The organism is Paraburkholderia sp. EG304 (assembly GCF_046543485.1).
GTDB classification, from domain to species: domain Bacteria; phylum Pseudomonadota; class Gammaproteobacteria; order Burkholderiales; family Burkholderiaceae; genus Paraburkholderia; species Paraburkholderia youngii.
This window is the reverse complement of sequence record NZ_JBKGUA010000002.1, coordinates 312,771-328,466: the sequence shown is the minus strand read 5'-3', so window position 1 is coordinate 328,466 and position 15,696 is coordinate 312,771. Positions and strand designations below refer to the sequence as shown.

At 62.7% G+C, this 15,696-nt stretch carries 15 protein-coding genes; 3 read left to right on the top strand and 12 right to left on the bottom strand.

Translation table 11 applies throughout. The features are described from left to right. Positions 1-58: 58 nt before the first annotated feature. The 7 genes from ACLFKU_RS04150 to ACLFKU_RS04120 all read right to left on the bottom strand — a co-directional run bounded on the left by ACLFKU_RS04150 (position 59) and on the right by ACLFKU_RS04120 (position 7,862). Positions 59-1,366 carry a dienelactone hydrolase family protein gene (locus ACLFKU_RS04150; RefSeq protein ID WP_410848240.1) on the bottom strand — a complete coding sequence of 436 codons (1,308 nt, stop codon included), beginning with the start codon at positions 1,364-1,366 and terminating at the stop codon, positions 59-61. A gap of 613 nt (positions 1,367-1,979) precedes the next feature. Then, entirely contained in the window at positions 1,980-2,435 is a 456-nt protein-coding gene (locus ACLFKU_RS04145; protein ID WP_410848239.1) for a YchJ family protein, read from the bottom strand. A 7-nt stretch (positions 2,436-2,442) separates the two neighbouring features. After that, positions 2,443-3,573, bottom strand: coding sequence for an acyl-CoA dehydrogenase family protein (locus tag ACLFKU_RS04140; RefSeq protein ID WP_410848238.1), 1,131 nt, complete (start codon positions 3,571-3,573; stop codon positions 2,443-2,445). 41 nt (positions 3,574-3,614) lie between these two features. Then, positions 3,615-4,292: an SDR family oxidoreductase gene (locus ACLFKU_RS04135; RefSeq protein WP_368583317.1), complete on the bottom strand. Its 678-nt coding sequence runs from the start codon at positions 4,290-4,292 to the stop codon at positions 3,615-3,617. 27 nt (positions 4,293-4,319) lie between these two features. Next, positions 4,320-5,528 carry an acetyl-CoA C-acetyltransferase gene (locus tag ACLFKU_RS04130; protein WP_410848237.1) on the bottom strand — a complete coding sequence of 403 codons (1,209 nt, stop codon included), beginning with the start codon at positions 5,526-5,528 and terminating at the stop codon, positions 4,320-4,322. Positions 5,529-5,600: 72 nt separating this feature from the next. Beyond that, entirely contained in the window at positions 5,601-7,418 is a 1,818-nt protein-coding gene (gene aceK, locus ACLFKU_RS04125) for a bifunctional isocitrate dehydrogenase kinase/phosphatase (protein ID WP_410848236.1), read from the bottom strand. A gap of 39 nt (positions 7,419-7,457) precedes the next feature. Beyond that, entirely contained in the window at positions 7,458-7,862 is a 405-nt protein-coding gene (locus ACLFKU_RS04120; RefSeq protein WP_018436808.1) for a MerR family transcriptional regulator, read from the bottom strand. Positions 7,863-8,020: 158 nt separating this feature from the next. Between ACLFKU_RS04120 and ACLFKU_RS04115 the strand changes: the two genes are divergently transcribed. Further along, positions 8,021-9,094 (top strand): MBL fold metallo-hydrolase, encoded by a 1,074-nt coding sequence (locus tag ACLFKU_RS04115; protein WP_410848235.1) that lies wholly within the window; start codon positions 8,021-8,023, stop codon positions 9,092-9,094. A gap of 105 nt (positions 9,095-9,199) precedes the next feature. Here the strand turns inward: ACLFKU_RS04115 and ACLFKU_RS04110 are convergent, their stop codons facing one another. Further along, positions 9,200-9,637 (bottom strand): lysozyme inhibitor LprI family protein, encoded by a 438-nt coding sequence (locus ACLFKU_RS04110; protein ID WP_410848270.1) that lies wholly within the window; start codon positions 9,635-9,637, stop codon positions 9,200-9,202. Between the two features lie 360 nt (positions 9,638-9,997). On the opposite strand from ACLFKU_RS04110, the gene ACLFKU_RS04105 reads away from it, so the two are divergent. Further along, positions 9,998-10,780 carry a hypothetical protein gene (locus ACLFKU_RS04105; protein ID WP_410848234.1) on the top strand — a complete coding sequence of 261 codons (783 nt, stop codon included), beginning with the start codon at positions 9,998-10,000 and terminating at the stop codon, positions 10,778-10,780. An 88-nt stretch (positions 10,781-10,868) separates the two neighbouring features. Next, entirely contained in the window at positions 10,869-11,348 is a 480-nt protein-coding gene (locus ACLFKU_RS04100) for a hypothetical protein (protein WP_368583323.1), read from the top strand. Positions 11,349-11,442: 94 nt separating this feature from the next. On the opposite strand, the gene ACLFKU_RS04095 is transcribed toward ACLFKU_RS04100, so the two are convergent. The 4 genes from ACLFKU_RS04095 to ACLFKU_RS04080 form a co-directional block, all read right to left on the bottom strand. After that, entirely contained in the window at positions 11,443-13,029 is a 1,587-nt protein-coding gene (locus tag ACLFKU_RS04095) for an ABC transporter substrate-binding protein (protein WP_368588424.1), read from the bottom strand. A 280-nt stretch (positions 13,030-13,309) separates the two neighbouring features. After that, on the bottom strand, positions 13,310-14,128 hold the full coding sequence (locus tag ACLFKU_RS04090) for a helical backbone metal receptor (RefSeq protein WP_410848233.1): 819 nt from the start codon (positions 14,126-14,128) through the stop codon (positions 13,310-13,312). Positions 14,129-14,131: 3 nt separating this feature from the next. Next, entirely contained in the window at positions 14,132-14,905 is a 774-nt protein-coding gene (locus tag ACLFKU_RS04085) for an SDR family oxidoreductase (protein ID WP_410848232.1), read from the bottom strand. A 15-nt stretch (positions 14,906-14,920) separates the two neighbouring features. Then, positions 14,921-15,559: a thiol:disulfide interchange protein DsbA/DsbL gene (locus ACLFKU_RS04080; protein ID WP_410848231.1), complete on the bottom strand. Its 639-nt coding sequence runs from the start codon at positions 15,557-15,559 to the stop codon at positions 14,921-14,923. Between the last annotated feature and the right edge of the window lie 137 nt (positions 15,560-15,696).

Below are 15,696 nucleotides of genomic sequence, written 5' to 3'. Positions count from 1 at the left end.
GAATCAGCAGGCCTTCGACACGTCGGAACCGGACTCGAATCCGGATGCTATGCGTACCTCACTCCCGGCTCGCAATCGCTTTACGGCTATTCGCATCGGCATCCCCCGCATCCGCCGTCTGCGAGTTCTGATTGCCCCACACGACCGAGTTATCGACCGCATACAGCCGGCACGGATCGGAGCTCTGCTTCTGGCAATTCGCCACCGCTACCGACATCGGATCGTCGCCGCCCTCGGCCCACGACCACGCGCCCGAATCCGACACCGCGAATGCGCGGCTCGGATACTGATGCAGGAAGTTGCGATAGCCATTGCGGCCCTCGTTGTCGAGGAACGGCACCGCGTCGACCGCGTCGAGCGCGGCGAAGCCGGTTGCCTTCGGCGCGGCCGGATCGGCGACGTGATACTGCACGGCCGTCGGCATGCCGGCGCGCGCGAGGAACGCTTCGACGGCCGGCCACCACACGCGCACGCCGTCGCGATCACCGACCAGCCGATGCGCGTCGTTCTTGTACTTGCCGAAGTCGACCATCTTCACGCTCGCGCCATGCGCGCCATACGCGGCGTACATGCCGGCGACGAGCGGCGCGTTCCACACCGAATCGTTATCGCCATAGAGCCACAGCGACGGCACCGTGGTCTTCTCGCCATACGCGCCGAATGCGCGCGTCAGATTGCCTTGCCAGTCCTCGCAGGCGTCCTGGCGCAGGCCGCCCGAGAAATTGATCAGCGCGCGCACGCCGGGCGCCGCTTCGGTGCCGTACGCAATCGTCGCGAGGCCACCATGCGAGGTGCCGGCCACCGCGATGTGCGTCGCGTCGACATAAGGTTGCTTCGACATGTAATCGATCGTCGCGGCAACGTCGCCGGCCTGGCCGAGGCCATTGCGTTGGACGTCGCAGCCGTCCTGCTCGTACACGCCGCCCGAGTGGCCGAAGCCCTGGCGGTTCGGCGCGACGACCACGTAGCCGCGGCGTACGAATTCGCGCGCGAACGGCAGCGGGTCGCTGCGTTCCTGTGTGCGCGGATTGCCCGGAATCTTGCCGTGGTTGAACACGATCATCGGGAACGGGCCGGGGCCGTCCGGCTTATAGATCGTGGTTTCCAGCGTGACAGTGCCGGCGGCGTCGACCGGCACGCGGATGATCTTTTCGTTCAGGTGAGCGGTGGGCAGGTAGACGTCGTCGTCGAGCGCGAGGCGCGGCACGCGGGCACGCGACAGCGGTCCCTGGGTGTCGCTGGACGGCGTTGCGTTGTGTGCCGAAAGCGACGAGTAGGCGAGCGGATCGGCGTGCGCGATCGCGACTGCACACGTGGTCGCGGCGCAGATCGCCGCACACTTCGTCAGAACCTTGCTCAACACCATTGACGCACCTGCTTGAAAGACCTGTCCTGAACTCCGTGCTGTCCGGTTGCCGAAAACGCTGCTGACGTTCAGCTTTCGTCCGCGTTTTCGACACAAACAGACTCACTTGCGTGCGTAGTGCGCAAAGCGCACGCACGCAAATCGAGATCGCACGGGATGAACCCAACGGCCGACGCGACCCCACGCGCCGAGGATGAGCGTCACTCGATGCTGCCGGAGTCTGCGCGGCGCGCTTTCGATCAGCGACCGGTCAGGCTTCCTTTGCATCTTGCGGAACGGGTGTGACCCGCTCTCGCAATGTGACGTCATGAAACTACGGACTCATCCTGGCACGACAATTTTGTTTTGTGCAATCAAGGAGAACCCGCGACGAAAAAATTGCTGCATGCCGAATGAGGCCTCAAAGCCTTGCCAGGCAAGGGCCGGGGACAGGTGGCGGGAAGCGCCGGGTAAAGGTCTGTAAGTGCTGTGGTGCGAGGCCAACGAAGAACCCTGCGCGAGTGGATCGAAAAAAAGGCCCTGTCAGAGGGCCTTTTATGAGTTTTGTAGAGAGCGAACGAAAGACATGAGAAAGCTGCGATGCGTAATGCAGCGATTACTTAACCAGTGCTTGCTACTCATCGACATCGCCATCGACATAACGCCAGCGGCCATCATCGCCACGCAGGAAGCGGCTCAATTCATGCAACCGATGCGCACGTCCGCCCACTTTGTAGCGGGCGATGAATTCGACGGTCGCGTGATCGGCATCGCTTTCGGCGAACGCTTTGATCTGCAGTCCGAGCCACCGCGGCGCGTCGGGTGCGGCGGGATCGACGTCGAGATCGGCGGGGCAGGTGCGGGAGTCCCACGTCGCGCGCAGGTAGTCGGTTGCGCCGAGCACGTACGCGCTATAGCGCGAGCGCATCAGTTCGAGCGCGCGCGGCGCCGCTTCGCCGCCGTCGATATAGCGGCCGCAGCATTGCGCGAAACGCGGGGCTTTGGTCGCGGTGCCTCCGCGTGCATCAGGCGCGGCGCCGCCGCATGGACAGTCGACAGGTCTTTGCAGTGACAATAATGGCTTATTCATTGAAATTTCAGTTGAGCGCGCGAGCGATCAGGATCTTCTGGATATCGCTCGTACCTTCGTAGATCTGACATACGCGCACGTCACGGTAAATCCGCTCGACCGGGAAGTCGGTGAGATAGCCGTAGCCGCCGTGAATCTGCAACGCGGCCGAGCAGATGCGCTCGGCCGCTTCGGAAGCGAACAGTTTCGCCATCGCGGCTTCGGTCAGGCACGGTTGGCCCGCGTCCTTCAGCGACGCCGCGTGCCAGATCAATTGACGCGCGGCTTCGAGTTGCGTGTCCATGTCGGCGAGACGGAACTGCACCGCCTGGTGCGAGATCAGCGGCGCGCCGAAGCTCTCGCGTTCTTTTGCGTAAGTCAGCGCCGCTTCGAACGCGGCGCGCGCCATGCCGACGCTTTGCGCGGCGATGCCGATGCGCCCGCCTTCGAGCCCCGATAGCGCGATCCGGTAGCCTTCGCCTTCCGCGCCGACCAGGTTCGCGGCCGGCACACGGCAGTCCTCGAACACGATCTGCGCGGTGTCCGACGAATGCTGACCGAGCTTGTCCTCGACCCGCGCGACCACATAGCCCGGCGTGCTGGTGGGCACGATGAACGCGCTGATGCCGCGCTTGCCGGCGGTCTTGTCGGTGACGGCCATCACGATCGCGACGTCGCCGTTCTTGCCGCTCGTAATGAACTGCTTAACGCCGTTGAGCACGTACGCGTCGCCGTCGCGCGTCGCGGTGGTGCGCAGCGCCGACGCATCCGAGCCCGCTTGCGGCTCGGTCAGGCAGAACGCGCCGAGCATCTCGCCGCGCGCGAGCGGCGTGAGCCAGTCGCGCTTCTGCGCGTCGTTGCCATAGGTGAGCAGGATGCTGCACACCGGGCAGTTGTTCACCGAGATCGCGGTCGACGTGCCGCCATCACCCGCCGCGATTTCTTCGAGGATCAGCGCGAGCGCGAGCGCGTCCATGCCGGCGCCGCCATACGCGTCGGGCACCAGCACGCCATAGGCGCCGAGCTCGGCGAGCTGCCGGTGCACGTCGCGCGGAAAGGTGCGTTCGCGATCCCATTGCGCCGCGTATGGCGTGATCGCTTCGCGCACGAAGGTGCGCAGTGCGTCGCGCACCATCAGGTGATCCTGGTCAAGCACCATGAGTGTGTCTCCGAGCCGATGATCCGATGCAACCTGGTCGTCTACCAGTCGAGCTGCGTACCGTCGTGCTGAACGAAGCGGCCGTGAAACGCGTCGCGCGATGCCGCCGCCTGCGCCAGCACCTCGCGCATGCCCGCGACGCTGCGCGCCGGATCGAGCGCGGCCTGCGCGCCACCCATGTCGGTGCGCACCCAGCCGGGATGCAGCGACACGCAGGTCGCGCGTTGCGCGTCGAGCGACGCGAGCTTCAGCACGGCGTTCAGCGCCGCCTTGCTGGTGCGATACAGCCAGCCCGTCGTGCCGCTCGCTTCGGCGATGCTGCCCATGCGGCTCGAAATCACCGCGAGCACGCCGTCCGTTTCCTCGACGAGCGGCAGCAGGATCGGCAGCAGCTGCATCGGGCCGCGCACGTTCGTGTGCATCACGTGATCGAAGTCTTCGGCGGTGATCGTCTCGATGCCTTCGGTGCGCGGACCGTACACGCCCGACACCACGATCGCGACGTCGAGCCGTTCGCCGTCGAGCTTCCAGCCGAGCGCTGCGATCTCTTCGGGCGCGGTGACGTCGAGCATGAAGGTTTCCGCACCGAGTTCGTTGAGCGCGTCGAGCGCTGCGCCGTCGCGCGCGGTCGCGAGCACGCGCCAGCCGCTCTTTCTGTACTGCCGCACGAATTCCTGGCCGATGCCACGCGACGCACCGACGATCAACACTGTTTTCATCGTATTCCTCGAAGTTTGGTCAACGCTTCAGATCAGTTCGATACCCATCGCGGTCGCCTCGCCGCCGCCGATACACAGCGTCGCGACGCCGCGCTTCAGACCGCGATTCTTCAGCGCGCCGATGAGCGTAACCAGGATGCGCGCGCCCGAGGCGCCGATCGGATGGCCTAACGCGCACGCACCGCCGTTCACGTTGACCTTGTTGTGCGGCAAATCGTGCTCTTTCATCGCGGCCATCGTGACGACCGCGAATGCTTCGTTGATCTCGTACAGATCGACGTCGCCGGCGCGCCAGCCGTTCTTCCCGAACAGCTTGCGGATCGCGCCGACCGGCGCGGTGGTGAACTTCGCGGGCTCCTGCGCGAACGTCGAATGACCGACGACGCGCGCGAGCGGTGTCACGCCGAGCCGCTTCGCGGTCGATTCACGCATCATCACGAGCGCGGCCGCGCCGTCCGAGATCGACGACGAGTTCGCCGCCGTCACGGTGCCGGTCTTGCTGAACGCGGGCTTCAGCGTGGGAATCTTGTCGAGGTTGGCCTTGAACGGCTGTTCGTCGCGCGCGATCGTGACGTCGCCCTTGCGGGCCGCCACCGTAACCGGCGCGATTTCCCAGTCGAACGAGCCGTCCTCGTTCGCGCGCTTCGCGCGGTTCAGCGACTCGACCGCGAACGCGTCCTGCGCCTCGCGCGTGAAGTCGAACGACGCCGCGCATTCCTCGGCGAACGTGCCCATCAGACGGCCTTTGTCGTACGCGTCTTCGAGGCCGTCGTAGAACATATGGTCGATTACCTGGCCGTGGCCCATGCGCATGCCGCCGCGCGCTTTCGGCAACAGATACGGCGCGTTCGTCATGCTTTCCATGCCGCCCGCGACGATCACGTCGAGCGAGCCCGTGGCCAGCATGTCGTGCGCGAACATCGCCGCGCGCATGCCGGAGCCGCACATCTTGTTGACCGTCGTGCAGCCGGTGGCGAGCGGCAGACCCGCGCCGAGCGCGGCCTGGCGCGCGGGCGCCTGGCCGAGGCCGGCGGGCAGCACGCAGCCCATCACCGCTTCGTCGATCTGCTCGGGCTTCAGACCCGCGCGCTCGACGGCCGCCTTGATCGCGACCGCGCCGAGTTGTGGCGCGCTGAGCGACGCGAAGTCGCCCTGAAAGCCGGCCATCGGCGTGCGCGCCGCGCTGACGATCACGATCGGATCGGCATGGATACCACTTTGAATTGCGTCACTCATGTTTGAGCTCCTTGGTCATAGCTTGGATGGCTACCGCCGCGCGTGGCCTGCTGCGAATCCTCGTGAGATTCATCAAGCCACGCGCACATTCGGCTGGTTCGCCTCTGCATCGGCTGCGTCGGCGAACCGCTCCGGATAACGCACGCAGAAGCGCACGCTCTGGTCGTACGGGAAAAAATCGGGCAACTCGCCCTTCAACAGAAAATCCTTGTATCGCTGCCACAGCTGGGGCTCGAAGAAATCCGCGTGATGCCGCATGAACGAGCGGCGCACACGCGGATCGCCAAGCAGGAACGTGCCGTACGTCTCCGGGAAAATATCGTGCGGACCGACCGGGTACCACGGCTCGTCCGACATTTCGTCTTGCTCGTTGCGCGGCGCCGGCACCGCGCGCACGTTGCAGTCGGTCAGGTATTCGATCTCGTCGTAGTCGTAGAACACGACACGGCCATGCCGCGTCACGCCGAAGTTCTTGTACAGCATGTCGCCGGGGAAGATGTTCGCCTGGATCAGCTCCTTCACCGCGTTGCCGTATTCCTTGATGCCGTGCTCGATGTCGTCGTCGTTGCCGTTCTGCAGGAACAGATTCAGCGGGATCATGCGTCGCTCGATGTACATGTGGCGAATCACGAGGTTCTCGCCGTCGTATTCGATCAGCGACGGCACTTCCTTCTCGAGTTCGCGCAACAGCGTTTCGTCGAGCCGAGCGAGCGGCAGCGCGACGCTCGAATATTCGAGCGTGTCGGCCATGCGGCCGAGCCGGTCGTGACGTTTGACGAGCAGATACTTCTGCTGGATCTGCGCTCGCGTGGTTTCCTTCGGCGGCGGAAAGTTGTCCTTGATCAGCTTGAACACGTAGGGGAACGACGGCAACGTGAACACCAGCATCACGAGCCCCTTGATGCCGGGCGCGACGATGAAGCGGTCGCTCGAATGCTTGAGGTGATGCAGCAGATCGCGATACAACAGATTCTTGCCCTGCTTCTGCAGGCCCAACGACGTATAGATTTCTGCCTTCGGCTTAGCCGGCATCACCGTGCGCAGAAACTCGACATACGCGGACGGCACTTCCATGTCGACCAGAAAATACGAGTGCGAGAAGCTGAAGATGATCAGCAACTGCTCGCGCTTGAGCAGCACGGTGTCCAGCGCGAGCACGCCCGGTTTCACGTGACGCAGCGGCACCGCGAACGGCAGCAGCGCGTCGCCGTTGATGATCCGCCCGACGATATACGCAGCCTTGTTGCGATAAAACAGCGACGACAGCACGTGAATCTGGAAATTCGCCGCTTCGTCGAACACGCCGAACGCTTCGCGAATCGACTGCACCGCACAGGCGACGTCGCGTGTCAGATCCTCGAACGGCGGATCGAGCTGGAAGTTCGTGACGACCCGCTCCAGCGTTGCGGCAAGTCCGTCCGTGCCGGGGTAATACGCGCGATAGGTCGGCTTCGCGGCCGGTTCGTCGTTCTCGATGTATTCGGTCGAAATCGCCGGGCGCACGAAAATGAAATCGTTGTTGAAGTACGAGCGGTGCAGGATCTTGCAGGAAACCGAATTAAAGAAGGTTTCCGCGCATTCGGGCTGACGGTGCGTGGTCAGAAGACCGATGTAGTGCAGCTTGATCTGCTGCCACACTTCGCTGTCGATGTTCTCCGCGTCGTATTCGTCTTCGAGCAGGTGCACGCATTCCTGCACGCGATCGTCGTACGACGCGATGCGCTCGCGCGCGAGCTTTTGCAGGCCGTGCCAGTCGCCGGCTTCGAACAGCGTCTTCGCATGGATCGCCGCGTCGCGAAAGATCCGGTAGTGACGGTCGAACCCTTCGAGCATCGTCTGCGCGACGTCGAAACCGATTTGCGACGATAACAGTTTGGGGAAGTGATTCATCACGCGCGCTCCGCAAACGCCGGTCAGAGTCAGGCAGCTTCAGGCAGGTTTCGCGTCGTGCCTCGTGCCATCGAGCAACGCGCGCGCCTGCGCTTCGTACTGCGCGAGATCTTCGAGCGTCGCGTCGAGATCTTCGCGCTGACGTTCGAGCACTTCTCGGTGACGCGCGACCGTCGCGAGAAACGCGTGCAATTGCGGCACGGTGTCGGTCGGCGACTCGTAGACGTCGAGCAGGTCACGGATCTCCGACAGCGTGAAGCCAAGCCGCTTGCCGCGCAGCGTGAGTTTCAATCGCGTGCGGTCGCGGCCGGAATAGACACGTCGCAAGCCGCTCGAACCCTCGCGGCTCGGCGAGAGTAAACCCTGGTCTTCGTAGAAGCGGATTGCGCGTGGCGTGACGTCGAATTCGCGCGCGAGTTCGGTGATCGTGTATTGCGTATTCATCGGGACATCTCGTGGCCGCTTGGCCGGCACAAAACCGGATTGGACGATAGAATCGACGTTTACGTTATCGTCAACCTGAGCGGGACGCAACTACAACCAGGCCGACCGGCATCGCATACGTGGCCCTGCCGGAGAGTCGTCGGAGGAAGACAGTCCCCATGAATTCACTCGAACACCAACTCCAATACCCGTTCAACGACACGATGCCCGACTCGGGCCGCACGATGGAAGTCGCGCCCGGCGTGCTTTGGCTGCGCATGCCGCTGCCGTTTGCGCTCGACCATATCAACCTGTGGCTGCTGCGCGATGAGATCGACGGTCAGCAAGGCTGGACCGTGGTCGACTGCGGCATTACGTCGGACACGATCAAGGCGAATTGGGAGAGCGTGTTCGAGTCGGCGCTCGACGGGCTGCCGGTGCTGCGCGTGATCGTCACGCATTGCCATCCGGACCACATCGGCCTCGCGCACTGGGTGTGCAGCGGCGGCGAGAAAAAACGGTGGGACGCGCGGCTGTGGATGACGCTCGGCGAATACATGCAGGCGCGCGTAATGGCGACGGGCGACGGTTCGAACGCGGGCGGCGAGGCCGCGGCGCGACACTTCGCGCGGCATGGTCTGAACGACGCGGAATCGCTCGACAAGCTGCGCAATCGCACGAGCTATTACTCGAGCCTCGTGCCGGCGATTCCGGGGCAATACCGCCGATTGCGTGAAGCCGAGGACGTGAGAATCGGCGGCAGGACGTGGCGCGTGGTGACAGGCTTTGGCCACTCGCCGGAACACTGTGCGCTGCACTGTGCGGAAACCGGCACGCTGATTTCGGGCGATATGGTGCTGCCGCGCATTTCGACCAACGTGTCGGTGTTCGATATCGAGCCTGAGGGCTCGCCGCTCGAACTATATCTGGAGTCGCTCGGTCGTTACGAGACGATGCCTGAAGACACGCTCGTGCTGCCGTCGCATGGCAAGCCGTTTCGCGGCGTGCGCACGCGCATTCAGCAACTGCGCGAGCATCACGACGCGCGGCTCGCCGAAGTGCGCGAAGCGTGCGCGGAAAAGCCGCGCAGCGCCGCCGATATCGTGCCGCTGATGTTCAAGCGTCAACTCGATATCCATCAGATGACGTTCGCGATGGGTGAGGCGCTCGCGCATTTGCATCTGCTGTGGCGGGCGGGGGAATTGAAGCGGACGCAGGATGCGGATGGGGTGATCCGGTTTGCGGCGGTGTGATCTCGGCCGTTTGCTGCGGGTGCAGAAGCGCGGACGAACAGATCCGCGCTGGGCGAAGGCACTAAGCGGCGCAATGATGCAGGGTGTCCTCTCATGCGAATTACTTCAAGGCATGTCAGATGCAGCGTTGCGTAGTTGCTCGGCCCGCCGGTTGTTGAGTTCGAAAACGCAAGCTAAACGGCTGATTTCGTGCGCATTGCCGGCTGCACCACCGGTCAGCGAAGCTGCGAAGTCGCATTGAGACTCACGGTACAGAGCGAATTTTCTGTTTGATGCGGCGAGTTTTGCCCTGGCCTGGTTGACGTACTTGTCGTCTTCATCCCATCTGGCGAGGGTGCCAGCCATCTTCTCCTCGGCTCGTCTGAGGGTCTTCTTACTCGCCTCTGCTTTTTCTGCCAGACAGTCCCGCATCCCCGCTTGCGAGAACGCGCTGCATTCCTCGCGCAAGGCCCGCTCGCTTGCGACGGGAACCGCTGAGGCTGCAAGCACCATTGTTGGCAGGCAGGCGGCCAGGGCGAAACAGATCAGCTTTATCGAACGCATAGCGAAACTTAAAGACATGTAAAGAATATATTGAGACGGTATGCGATCGTGCATCAGATGCTACGATCCGAAGCTCGTCTTTAGTAATGGAGAAATTGCGGGGTACTGATGTTTTTCAGTCGGAGCATTATGTACGTAACGGAGGCGCGGGAATTCTCTCTGGCTTCCTGGTGGAGCTTGGTCTCCAGGCGACCCCTGACGCGCGAGGAGCACAACGAAGTAGCGCAAGCGTTGAAAACCGCGCGCGAAGATTATGTGACGTGGGCAAGTTCCCTACCGTGGAGGTCGAGTAATGCGGATATGCATAGCCTGCGGCACCTTCTGTCCCGAACGAACGGTATAAACCTGCGGATTGACTTGATGAGCGACCACGAGGTGGCGCGGGCAATCTTTGGGTATCTTCAACAAGGCAAGCTGATATTTGTTCCGCCGCCTTTGGAGGTCAAATGGCACATCGAAGAGGTCAAGACGAAATGCAAACGCCTGCATCAAAGAGATGATCTGCCCATACCCAATCAAGTATTCGCGAAGGCCGAGATCACGCGTACTGATCTGCCTGCTTTGCTTAATCCGATTGCGCCATCGCCTGTAGCTGACATTATGGCTACTGAAGTCGGCGAAGATATCGACCGACTTGTTCGCAAGTCTCCGGGTTTATTGGCTGATATAAAAAGGCTGGGGGAATCCGGTTGGCAGATCGAGAATGGCAAGCCGCATGGGGGCTCATATACCAATCGCTACAACAAGGTCATCACCCTGGACGGAGATCTCCTCAGCCGCCCAAGCGCATATGTGCAAGTCTTATCCCACGAGGTCGGACATGCGGCGTACTCCTATGACGAGGATGTCTCATCAAAGGCGGCCTATGTGAAAGGCAAGCTCAAAGACGAGGCTGCAGCAACGATGAGCAATATTCGCGCGCAGCGGGAGATTCTTGCCAATCATGGCCCGAACATTGGCGTTGCTGGCGAAAACAGTGCAGCTTACAACGCCGCATACGACAAGTACTTGCAGGACGGAAACGCCGCGGCCTGCAGGGCGGCAATCGGGACTGCATTCGGCGACGAAGTCACGTCGAACACGGGACAGAGGTACGCAGATTACTATGGAAGCTGGTATTACAAAACTTCCGCGTTCCGGTAATCGGACCGGGGTGCTTGCAGCACTGTGCCTGGCGGGATGGTTTGGCGGATGCAGCCTCGCGGCTGGACAATATGGAAAGGATTCACAGATGACTCAACCGGACATGACACTGTGGCAGACCATCGACTCTTTGGTGCAGCAAATTCCATTCACTAAGGAAAAGGTCGAAAGCGTGCTGGCGACTCACCTTGTCGGCAGAGATACCAGCAGAGAGTCAATCCAAAATACCGCATTCCAGTTTTATGTCGGCGGTCCTGCGAAGATGGCAGATGGTGTCGTGATCGGCAATGTGGATTTACGGGTCCGGCACACTGGAGGGCATCCTGGTTTTCTTGCGCTCGGGAGATTGAGCGGCGAATGCGTCACGCTCGCGATGGTCCGTGCGCATTACAGCAACCTCAAGATTACCGACTCTCCGCGCGGACATTCACTGGATGAAACCACGGCATATTCAGCTTTTCTGCCGTGGGGAACCTTGTCCTTCGCTTTCGCTGAACGTAATCGTGATTGTCTCGAAGGGGTATCGTTCGATCCAATAATCGCCGCAGCAGACAGCGCGGTGAAGTAACGGGCGAACTGTATCGGCCGGAAACGCTGGACATAAAAAAGCCGACCCGTGAAGGTCGGCTTTATTCTTTTCCGGTTTCAACCGCAGCACAAGATCACTGCACCACCACCGCCCCAAAGTTCTGCCGTCCAAACGGACTCACGTGATACCCGCTCACGTTCGTACGCGTGATTGCGGCCGCGGTCGGATAGCCGAGTGGAATCCACAGCGCTTCATCGTGGATGATCTGCTGCGCGGCTTCATACGCTTTCGTGCGCTTGGCGATATCCGACGTTGCTCTGCCGTCGGCGATCAGCTTGTCGAGATCCTGATCGCAGAAGCGCGCGAAGTTGATGCCCGACTTGACCGCGTTGCAACTGAAGAGCGGCGACAGATAGTTGTCCGGATCGCCGTTGTCGCCGGCCCATCCCATGAACAGCGAGTCATGCTGGCCTTGCTTCGCCTGCTTGATCAGCTCGCCCCATTCGATCACCTTGACGTCCGCCTTCACGCCGATCTTCGCGAAGTCGGCCTGCAACAGTTCGGCACCGGCCTTCGGATTCGGATTCAGCACGCTGCCATTCGGACGCACCCAGATGGTCGTTTGGAAGCCGTTCGGAAAACCCGCGTCGGTGAGCAACTGCTTCGCCTTCGCCGGGTCGTACGGCCAGCCCTTGATCGAGTGGTTGTAGCTCCACGTATTCGGCGGAAACGGGTTCACGGCCGGCGTCGCGGTGTTGTCGAACACGGTCTTCAGATACGTCGTGCGGTCGAACGCCATGTTCAGCGCGGCGCGCACCTTCTGGTTGTCGAGCGGCTTCTGCTGCGTGTTCAGCGCGACGAAGGCCGTCATGAACGCGGGCGTCTGCACGATCGCGAGCGACTTGTCCTTCTTCGCGTCGGCGAGATCCTGCGGCTTCGGCGACAGTGCGATCTGGCATTCGCCAGCCTTCACCTTCTGCGCCCGCACGGTTGCGTCCGGCGTGATCGCGTAGATCAGACGCTCGATCTTCGGCTTCGGCCCCCAGTAGGTGGGGTTCGCGTCATAACGGATCACCGCGTCTTTCGTATAGCTCTTCAGCACGAACGGGCCGGTGCCGATCGGCTTCGCGTTGAGGTCGACCTGCTTGCCGGCCTTCAGCAACTGGTCCGCGTACTCGGCCGAATAGATCGACGCGAAGCCCATCGTCAGGATCGACACGAACGTCGCGTTCGGCTCGTTCAATTCGAACTTCACCGTGTTGTCGTCGACCTTGGTGATCGACTTGATCAGCTTCGGCAGCCCCATCGATTGCGCGTGCGGGAAGCCGCTCGCGCCCGCCACCTTGTGCCACGGATTGCTGTCGTTGAGCATGCGGTCGAACGTGAAGATCACATCGTCGGCATTCAGCGCGCGGGTGGGCTTGAAGTAGTCGGTGGTCTGGAACTGCACGTTCGGACGCAGGTGGAACGTGTAGGTCAGGCCGTCGGGGCTCACTTCCCACTTGTCGGCGAGCGCGGGCACGACCTTCTTCGCGGCTTCATCGAACGACACCAGCGAGTTGAAGATCACGTCGGCCGATGCATTCGTCGTGACGAGCGAATTGAACTGCACGACGTCGAAGCCGTCGGGGCTCGATTCGGTACAGACAGTCAACGGTTTGGCGAGCGCGAGCGCGGGCGCCGTGAGCAGGATGGCGGCTGCGAGCAGATTGAAGCGCATAGGATCTCCGGTAACGAGCGCAGTCAGGCAGTGCGTCTGGTTGTGTTTATGGCGGCGATGCGTGAGCGGGCAGGAGAGCGCTCCCGGCGCGCGCGTCGCCACGATTGTGATACGTTCCCGGCGCCGTCATACAGGTCGGGCGATCCCGGCCTGCAGCCGAGGTGCCTGCCTTCGAGGCCTGGCCGGCGGCGCGCCTTCGCGAAAGCTTATCGAAGGGCCATTATGGCGACAACAATTTAATCGACATATCCATATGGGGCGGCGCGGCTGCGTTGCGGCATCAGGCCGCCGTGGCCTGGCGCAGCAGGTAGCCGATGCCATCGATTGCGCGCACGCCGTACCACGACGTCATTTCCCCATCGATCAGCTCGATGCGCTTGCCGGTGAACCGCGGATCGCGCGCGAGCGCATCGCGATGCGCGGCCGTGAAGCGGTACGGCTCGCTCGACAGCAGCACGCGCTCGACTTGCGCGAGCCATGGCGCGGTGTCGAAGTCGAGCGTGGGGTAGCGCGTGGCGCCGACGCTGCCGCCGTGCACGTTGGGTAATGTGTGCCAGTTCACGAGACGCAGCATCGCGGCGATGTACGTGTCGCGCGCGACGCTCATCCACGGTTCGCGCCAGATCAGGTACAGCACGTTCTGAGCGGCGAAGGTGTGTGCGGCGGCTTCGCGCAGACGCGCATCGAGCGCGCCGCTCAAGCGCCGCGCTTCTTCTTCACGTCCGAAAATCGCGCCGAGCAGCGCGTACAGCGCGAGATTGTCGCGCGGCGTCTGTGGATGAGTGACGACGATGTGCGGCACGAACGCGCGCAATTGCTCGACGGTGTCGCGTTCGTTTTCGTCGATATTGACGATCAGGTGGGTGGGGCGCAGTGCGCGGATCGCGTCGACTTTGACGGCTTTCGTGCCGCCGATCTTCGGCACCGCGCGGACCTTGTCGCGAGGATGCGCGCAAAAGCCGGTGCGCCCGACGATCTGCCGCTCAAGCCCGAGCGCGAACAGGGTTTCGGTGAGGCTCGGCACCAGCGACACGATGCGCGCATCGGCGCCCGCGGATTCGTGCGCGACGCCGGCTGCATCGACCGCACGGGGCTGCATGGCTTACTCGGTGGCGGCGCGCGGCTTGCGCGGCGCGCGTTCGAACACGCGATCGTAGAGCCAGCGCGGCAGCGCGTGCAGCAACATCGCGGCCACGCGCATCTGCCACGGAAACACCGCGAACGAGGTCTGCCGTTCGACCGCCCGCGCGACCTTCGCCGCGAAGCGGTCGGCGTCCATCAGGAACGGCATGTTGTACGGATTGTGCTCGGTCATCGGCGTGCGGATATAGCCGGGCGCGATCGTCACGACACCGACGCCGAACGGCCGCATCTCGACGCGCAAAGCTTCGAGATACTTCAGCGCCGCCGATTTCGACGCGCTGTACGCGCCCGAGCCCGGCAAGCCGCGCACACCGGCGACGCTCGCAATGCCGACCAGCGTGCCGCGTTTCGTGTCGGCCATCGCGGCGGCGAACGGCTCGAACGTCGCGACCATCCCGAAGTAATTGATGTCCATCACCTCGCGAAACGTGCGTAGATCGCCGTGACCGGTCAGCGCGCCGCGGCTGATGCCGGCGTTGGCGATCACGACGTCGGGCAGGCCGTGCTCGCCGATGAAGCGCGCGGCCGCATCGGCGAGCGCTTCCGCGTCGCGCACGTCGAGCGCATAGATAGAGACGGTGTTCCGGGGATGGGACTGCTGGAACGCGGCGAGCGCGTCGCCGCGGCGGGCGACGAGGCCGAGAATCGCGCCGCGCCGTGCATATTCGCCGGCGAGCGCGAGGCCGATGCCGCTCGAAGCGCCGGTAATGAAAACCTTCAGTGGAGAGGTCATACCGGCGCCTCGTGATTACATCTTTTTGGCGCGGACTTGCGAGACGAGGTAGTCAAGCACCTGGATCGTGCCCGGCAGGGTGCCGGTCGCGGCGGGGCCGGTCAAATACTTGCCCTGCACGGCGAGCGTCGGCACGCCGTCGATCTTGAACCCGTCGAGCAGTTTCTTGTCCTTTTGCAGCGCGCTTTGCGTCGAGAACGAGTTGTACGCTTCCATGTACTTCTTCGGATCGACGCCGAACTTCGCGAGGAATTTGGTCTGGTCTTCCGGCGTCAGCAGATAGTTCTTGTTGACGTGGATTTCGTTGAAGACCTTCGGCGTCAGTTCGTTCGCGAGGCCGAGCGCGTCGAGCGCGTGGAACATCTTCGAGTGCGGGATGAAGTCGTCGCGGAAGGCGACCGGCACGCGGCGGAACACGACGTCCGGGGCCTGCTTCTTGACCCACGTTTCGAGGAACGGGTTGAATTCATTGCAGTGCGGGCAGCCGTACCAGAAGAATTCGATGACTTCGATCTTGCCGGCCGGCACGTCGGTAGGTTGCGGCGTGGCCAGCACGGTGTAGTCCTTGCCGGCGACCGGCGCGGTCGGCGACGCATGCGCGCTCGCCGCGATCAGGCCCAGCGAGAGAAACAGGATGCTCAGCAGTTTTTTCATGTCGTGTAGACCCAGATAAGGCGGTAGCGCGGCGACGCCATGCGAAAGGCCCGTCACCGCTGGTGGGATTCGGTGTGGTCGCCCGCCACAATACAGGTCGAAGCGGCCATCGTGCTTGTGACTCGCGCGTCGCGCCG

Excerpts from the sequence above, each read along its gene's own strand:
- ACLFKU_RS04150 (WP_410848240.1), bottom strand. The coding sequence starts at position 1,366 with ATGGTGTTGAGCAAGGTTCTGACGAAGTGTGCGGCGATCTGCGCCGCG.
- ACLFKU_RS04145 (WP_410848239.1), bottom strand. The coding sequence starts at position 2,435 with ATGAATAAGCCATTATTGTCACTGCAAAGACCTGTCGACTGTCCATGC.
- ACLFKU_RS04140 (WP_410848238.1), bottom strand. The coding sequence starts at position 3,573 with ATGGTGCTTGACCAGGATCACCTGATGGTGCGCGACGCACTGCGCACC.
- ACLFKU_RS04135 (WP_368583317.1), bottom strand. The coding sequence starts at position 4,292 with ATGAAAACAGTGTTGATCGTCGGTGCGTCGCGTGGCATCGGCCAGGAA.
- ACLFKU_RS04130 (WP_410848237.1), bottom strand. The coding sequence starts at position 5,528 with ATGAGTGACGCAATTCAAAGTGGTATCCATGCCGATCCGATCGTGATC.
- aceK (WP_410848236.1), bottom strand. The coding sequence starts at position 7,418 with ATGAATCACTTCCCCAAACTGTTATCGTCGCAAATCGGTTTCGACGTC.
- ACLFKU_RS04120 (WP_018436808.1), bottom strand. The coding sequence starts at position 7,862 with ATGAATACGCAATACACGATCACCGAACTCGCGCGCGAATTCGACGTC.
- ACLFKU_RS04115 (WP_410848235.1), top strand. The coding sequence starts at position 8,021 with ATGAATTCACTCGAACACCAACTCCAATACCCGTTCAACGACACGATG.
- ACLFKU_RS04110 (WP_410848270.1), bottom strand. The coding sequence starts at position 9,637 with ATGCGTTCGATAAAGCTGATCTGTTTCGCCCTGGCCGCCTGCCTGCCA.
- ACLFKU_RS04105 (WP_410848234.1), top strand. The coding sequence starts at position 9,998 with ATGAGCGACCACGAGGTGGCGCGGGCAATCTTTGGGTATCTTCAACAA.
- ACLFKU_RS04100 (WP_368583323.1), top strand. The coding sequence starts at position 10,869 with ATGACTCAACCGGACATGACACTGTGGCAGACCATCGACTCTTTGGTG.
- ACLFKU_RS04095 (WP_368588424.1), bottom strand. The coding sequence starts at position 13,029 with ATGCGCTTCAATCTGCTCGCAGCCGCCATCCTGCTCACGGCGCCCGCG.
- ACLFKU_RS04090 (WP_410848233.1), bottom strand. The coding sequence starts at position 14,128 with ATGCAGCCCCGTGCGGTCGATGCAGCCGGCGTCGCGCACGAATCCGCG.
- ACLFKU_RS04085 (WP_410848232.1), bottom strand. The coding sequence starts at position 14,905 with ATGACCTCTCCACTGAAGGTTTTCATTACCGGCGCTTCGAGCGGCATC.
- ACLFKU_RS04080 (WP_410848231.1), bottom strand. The coding sequence starts at position 15,559 with ATGAAAAAACTGCTGAGCATCCTGTTTCTCTCGCTGGGCCTGATCGCG.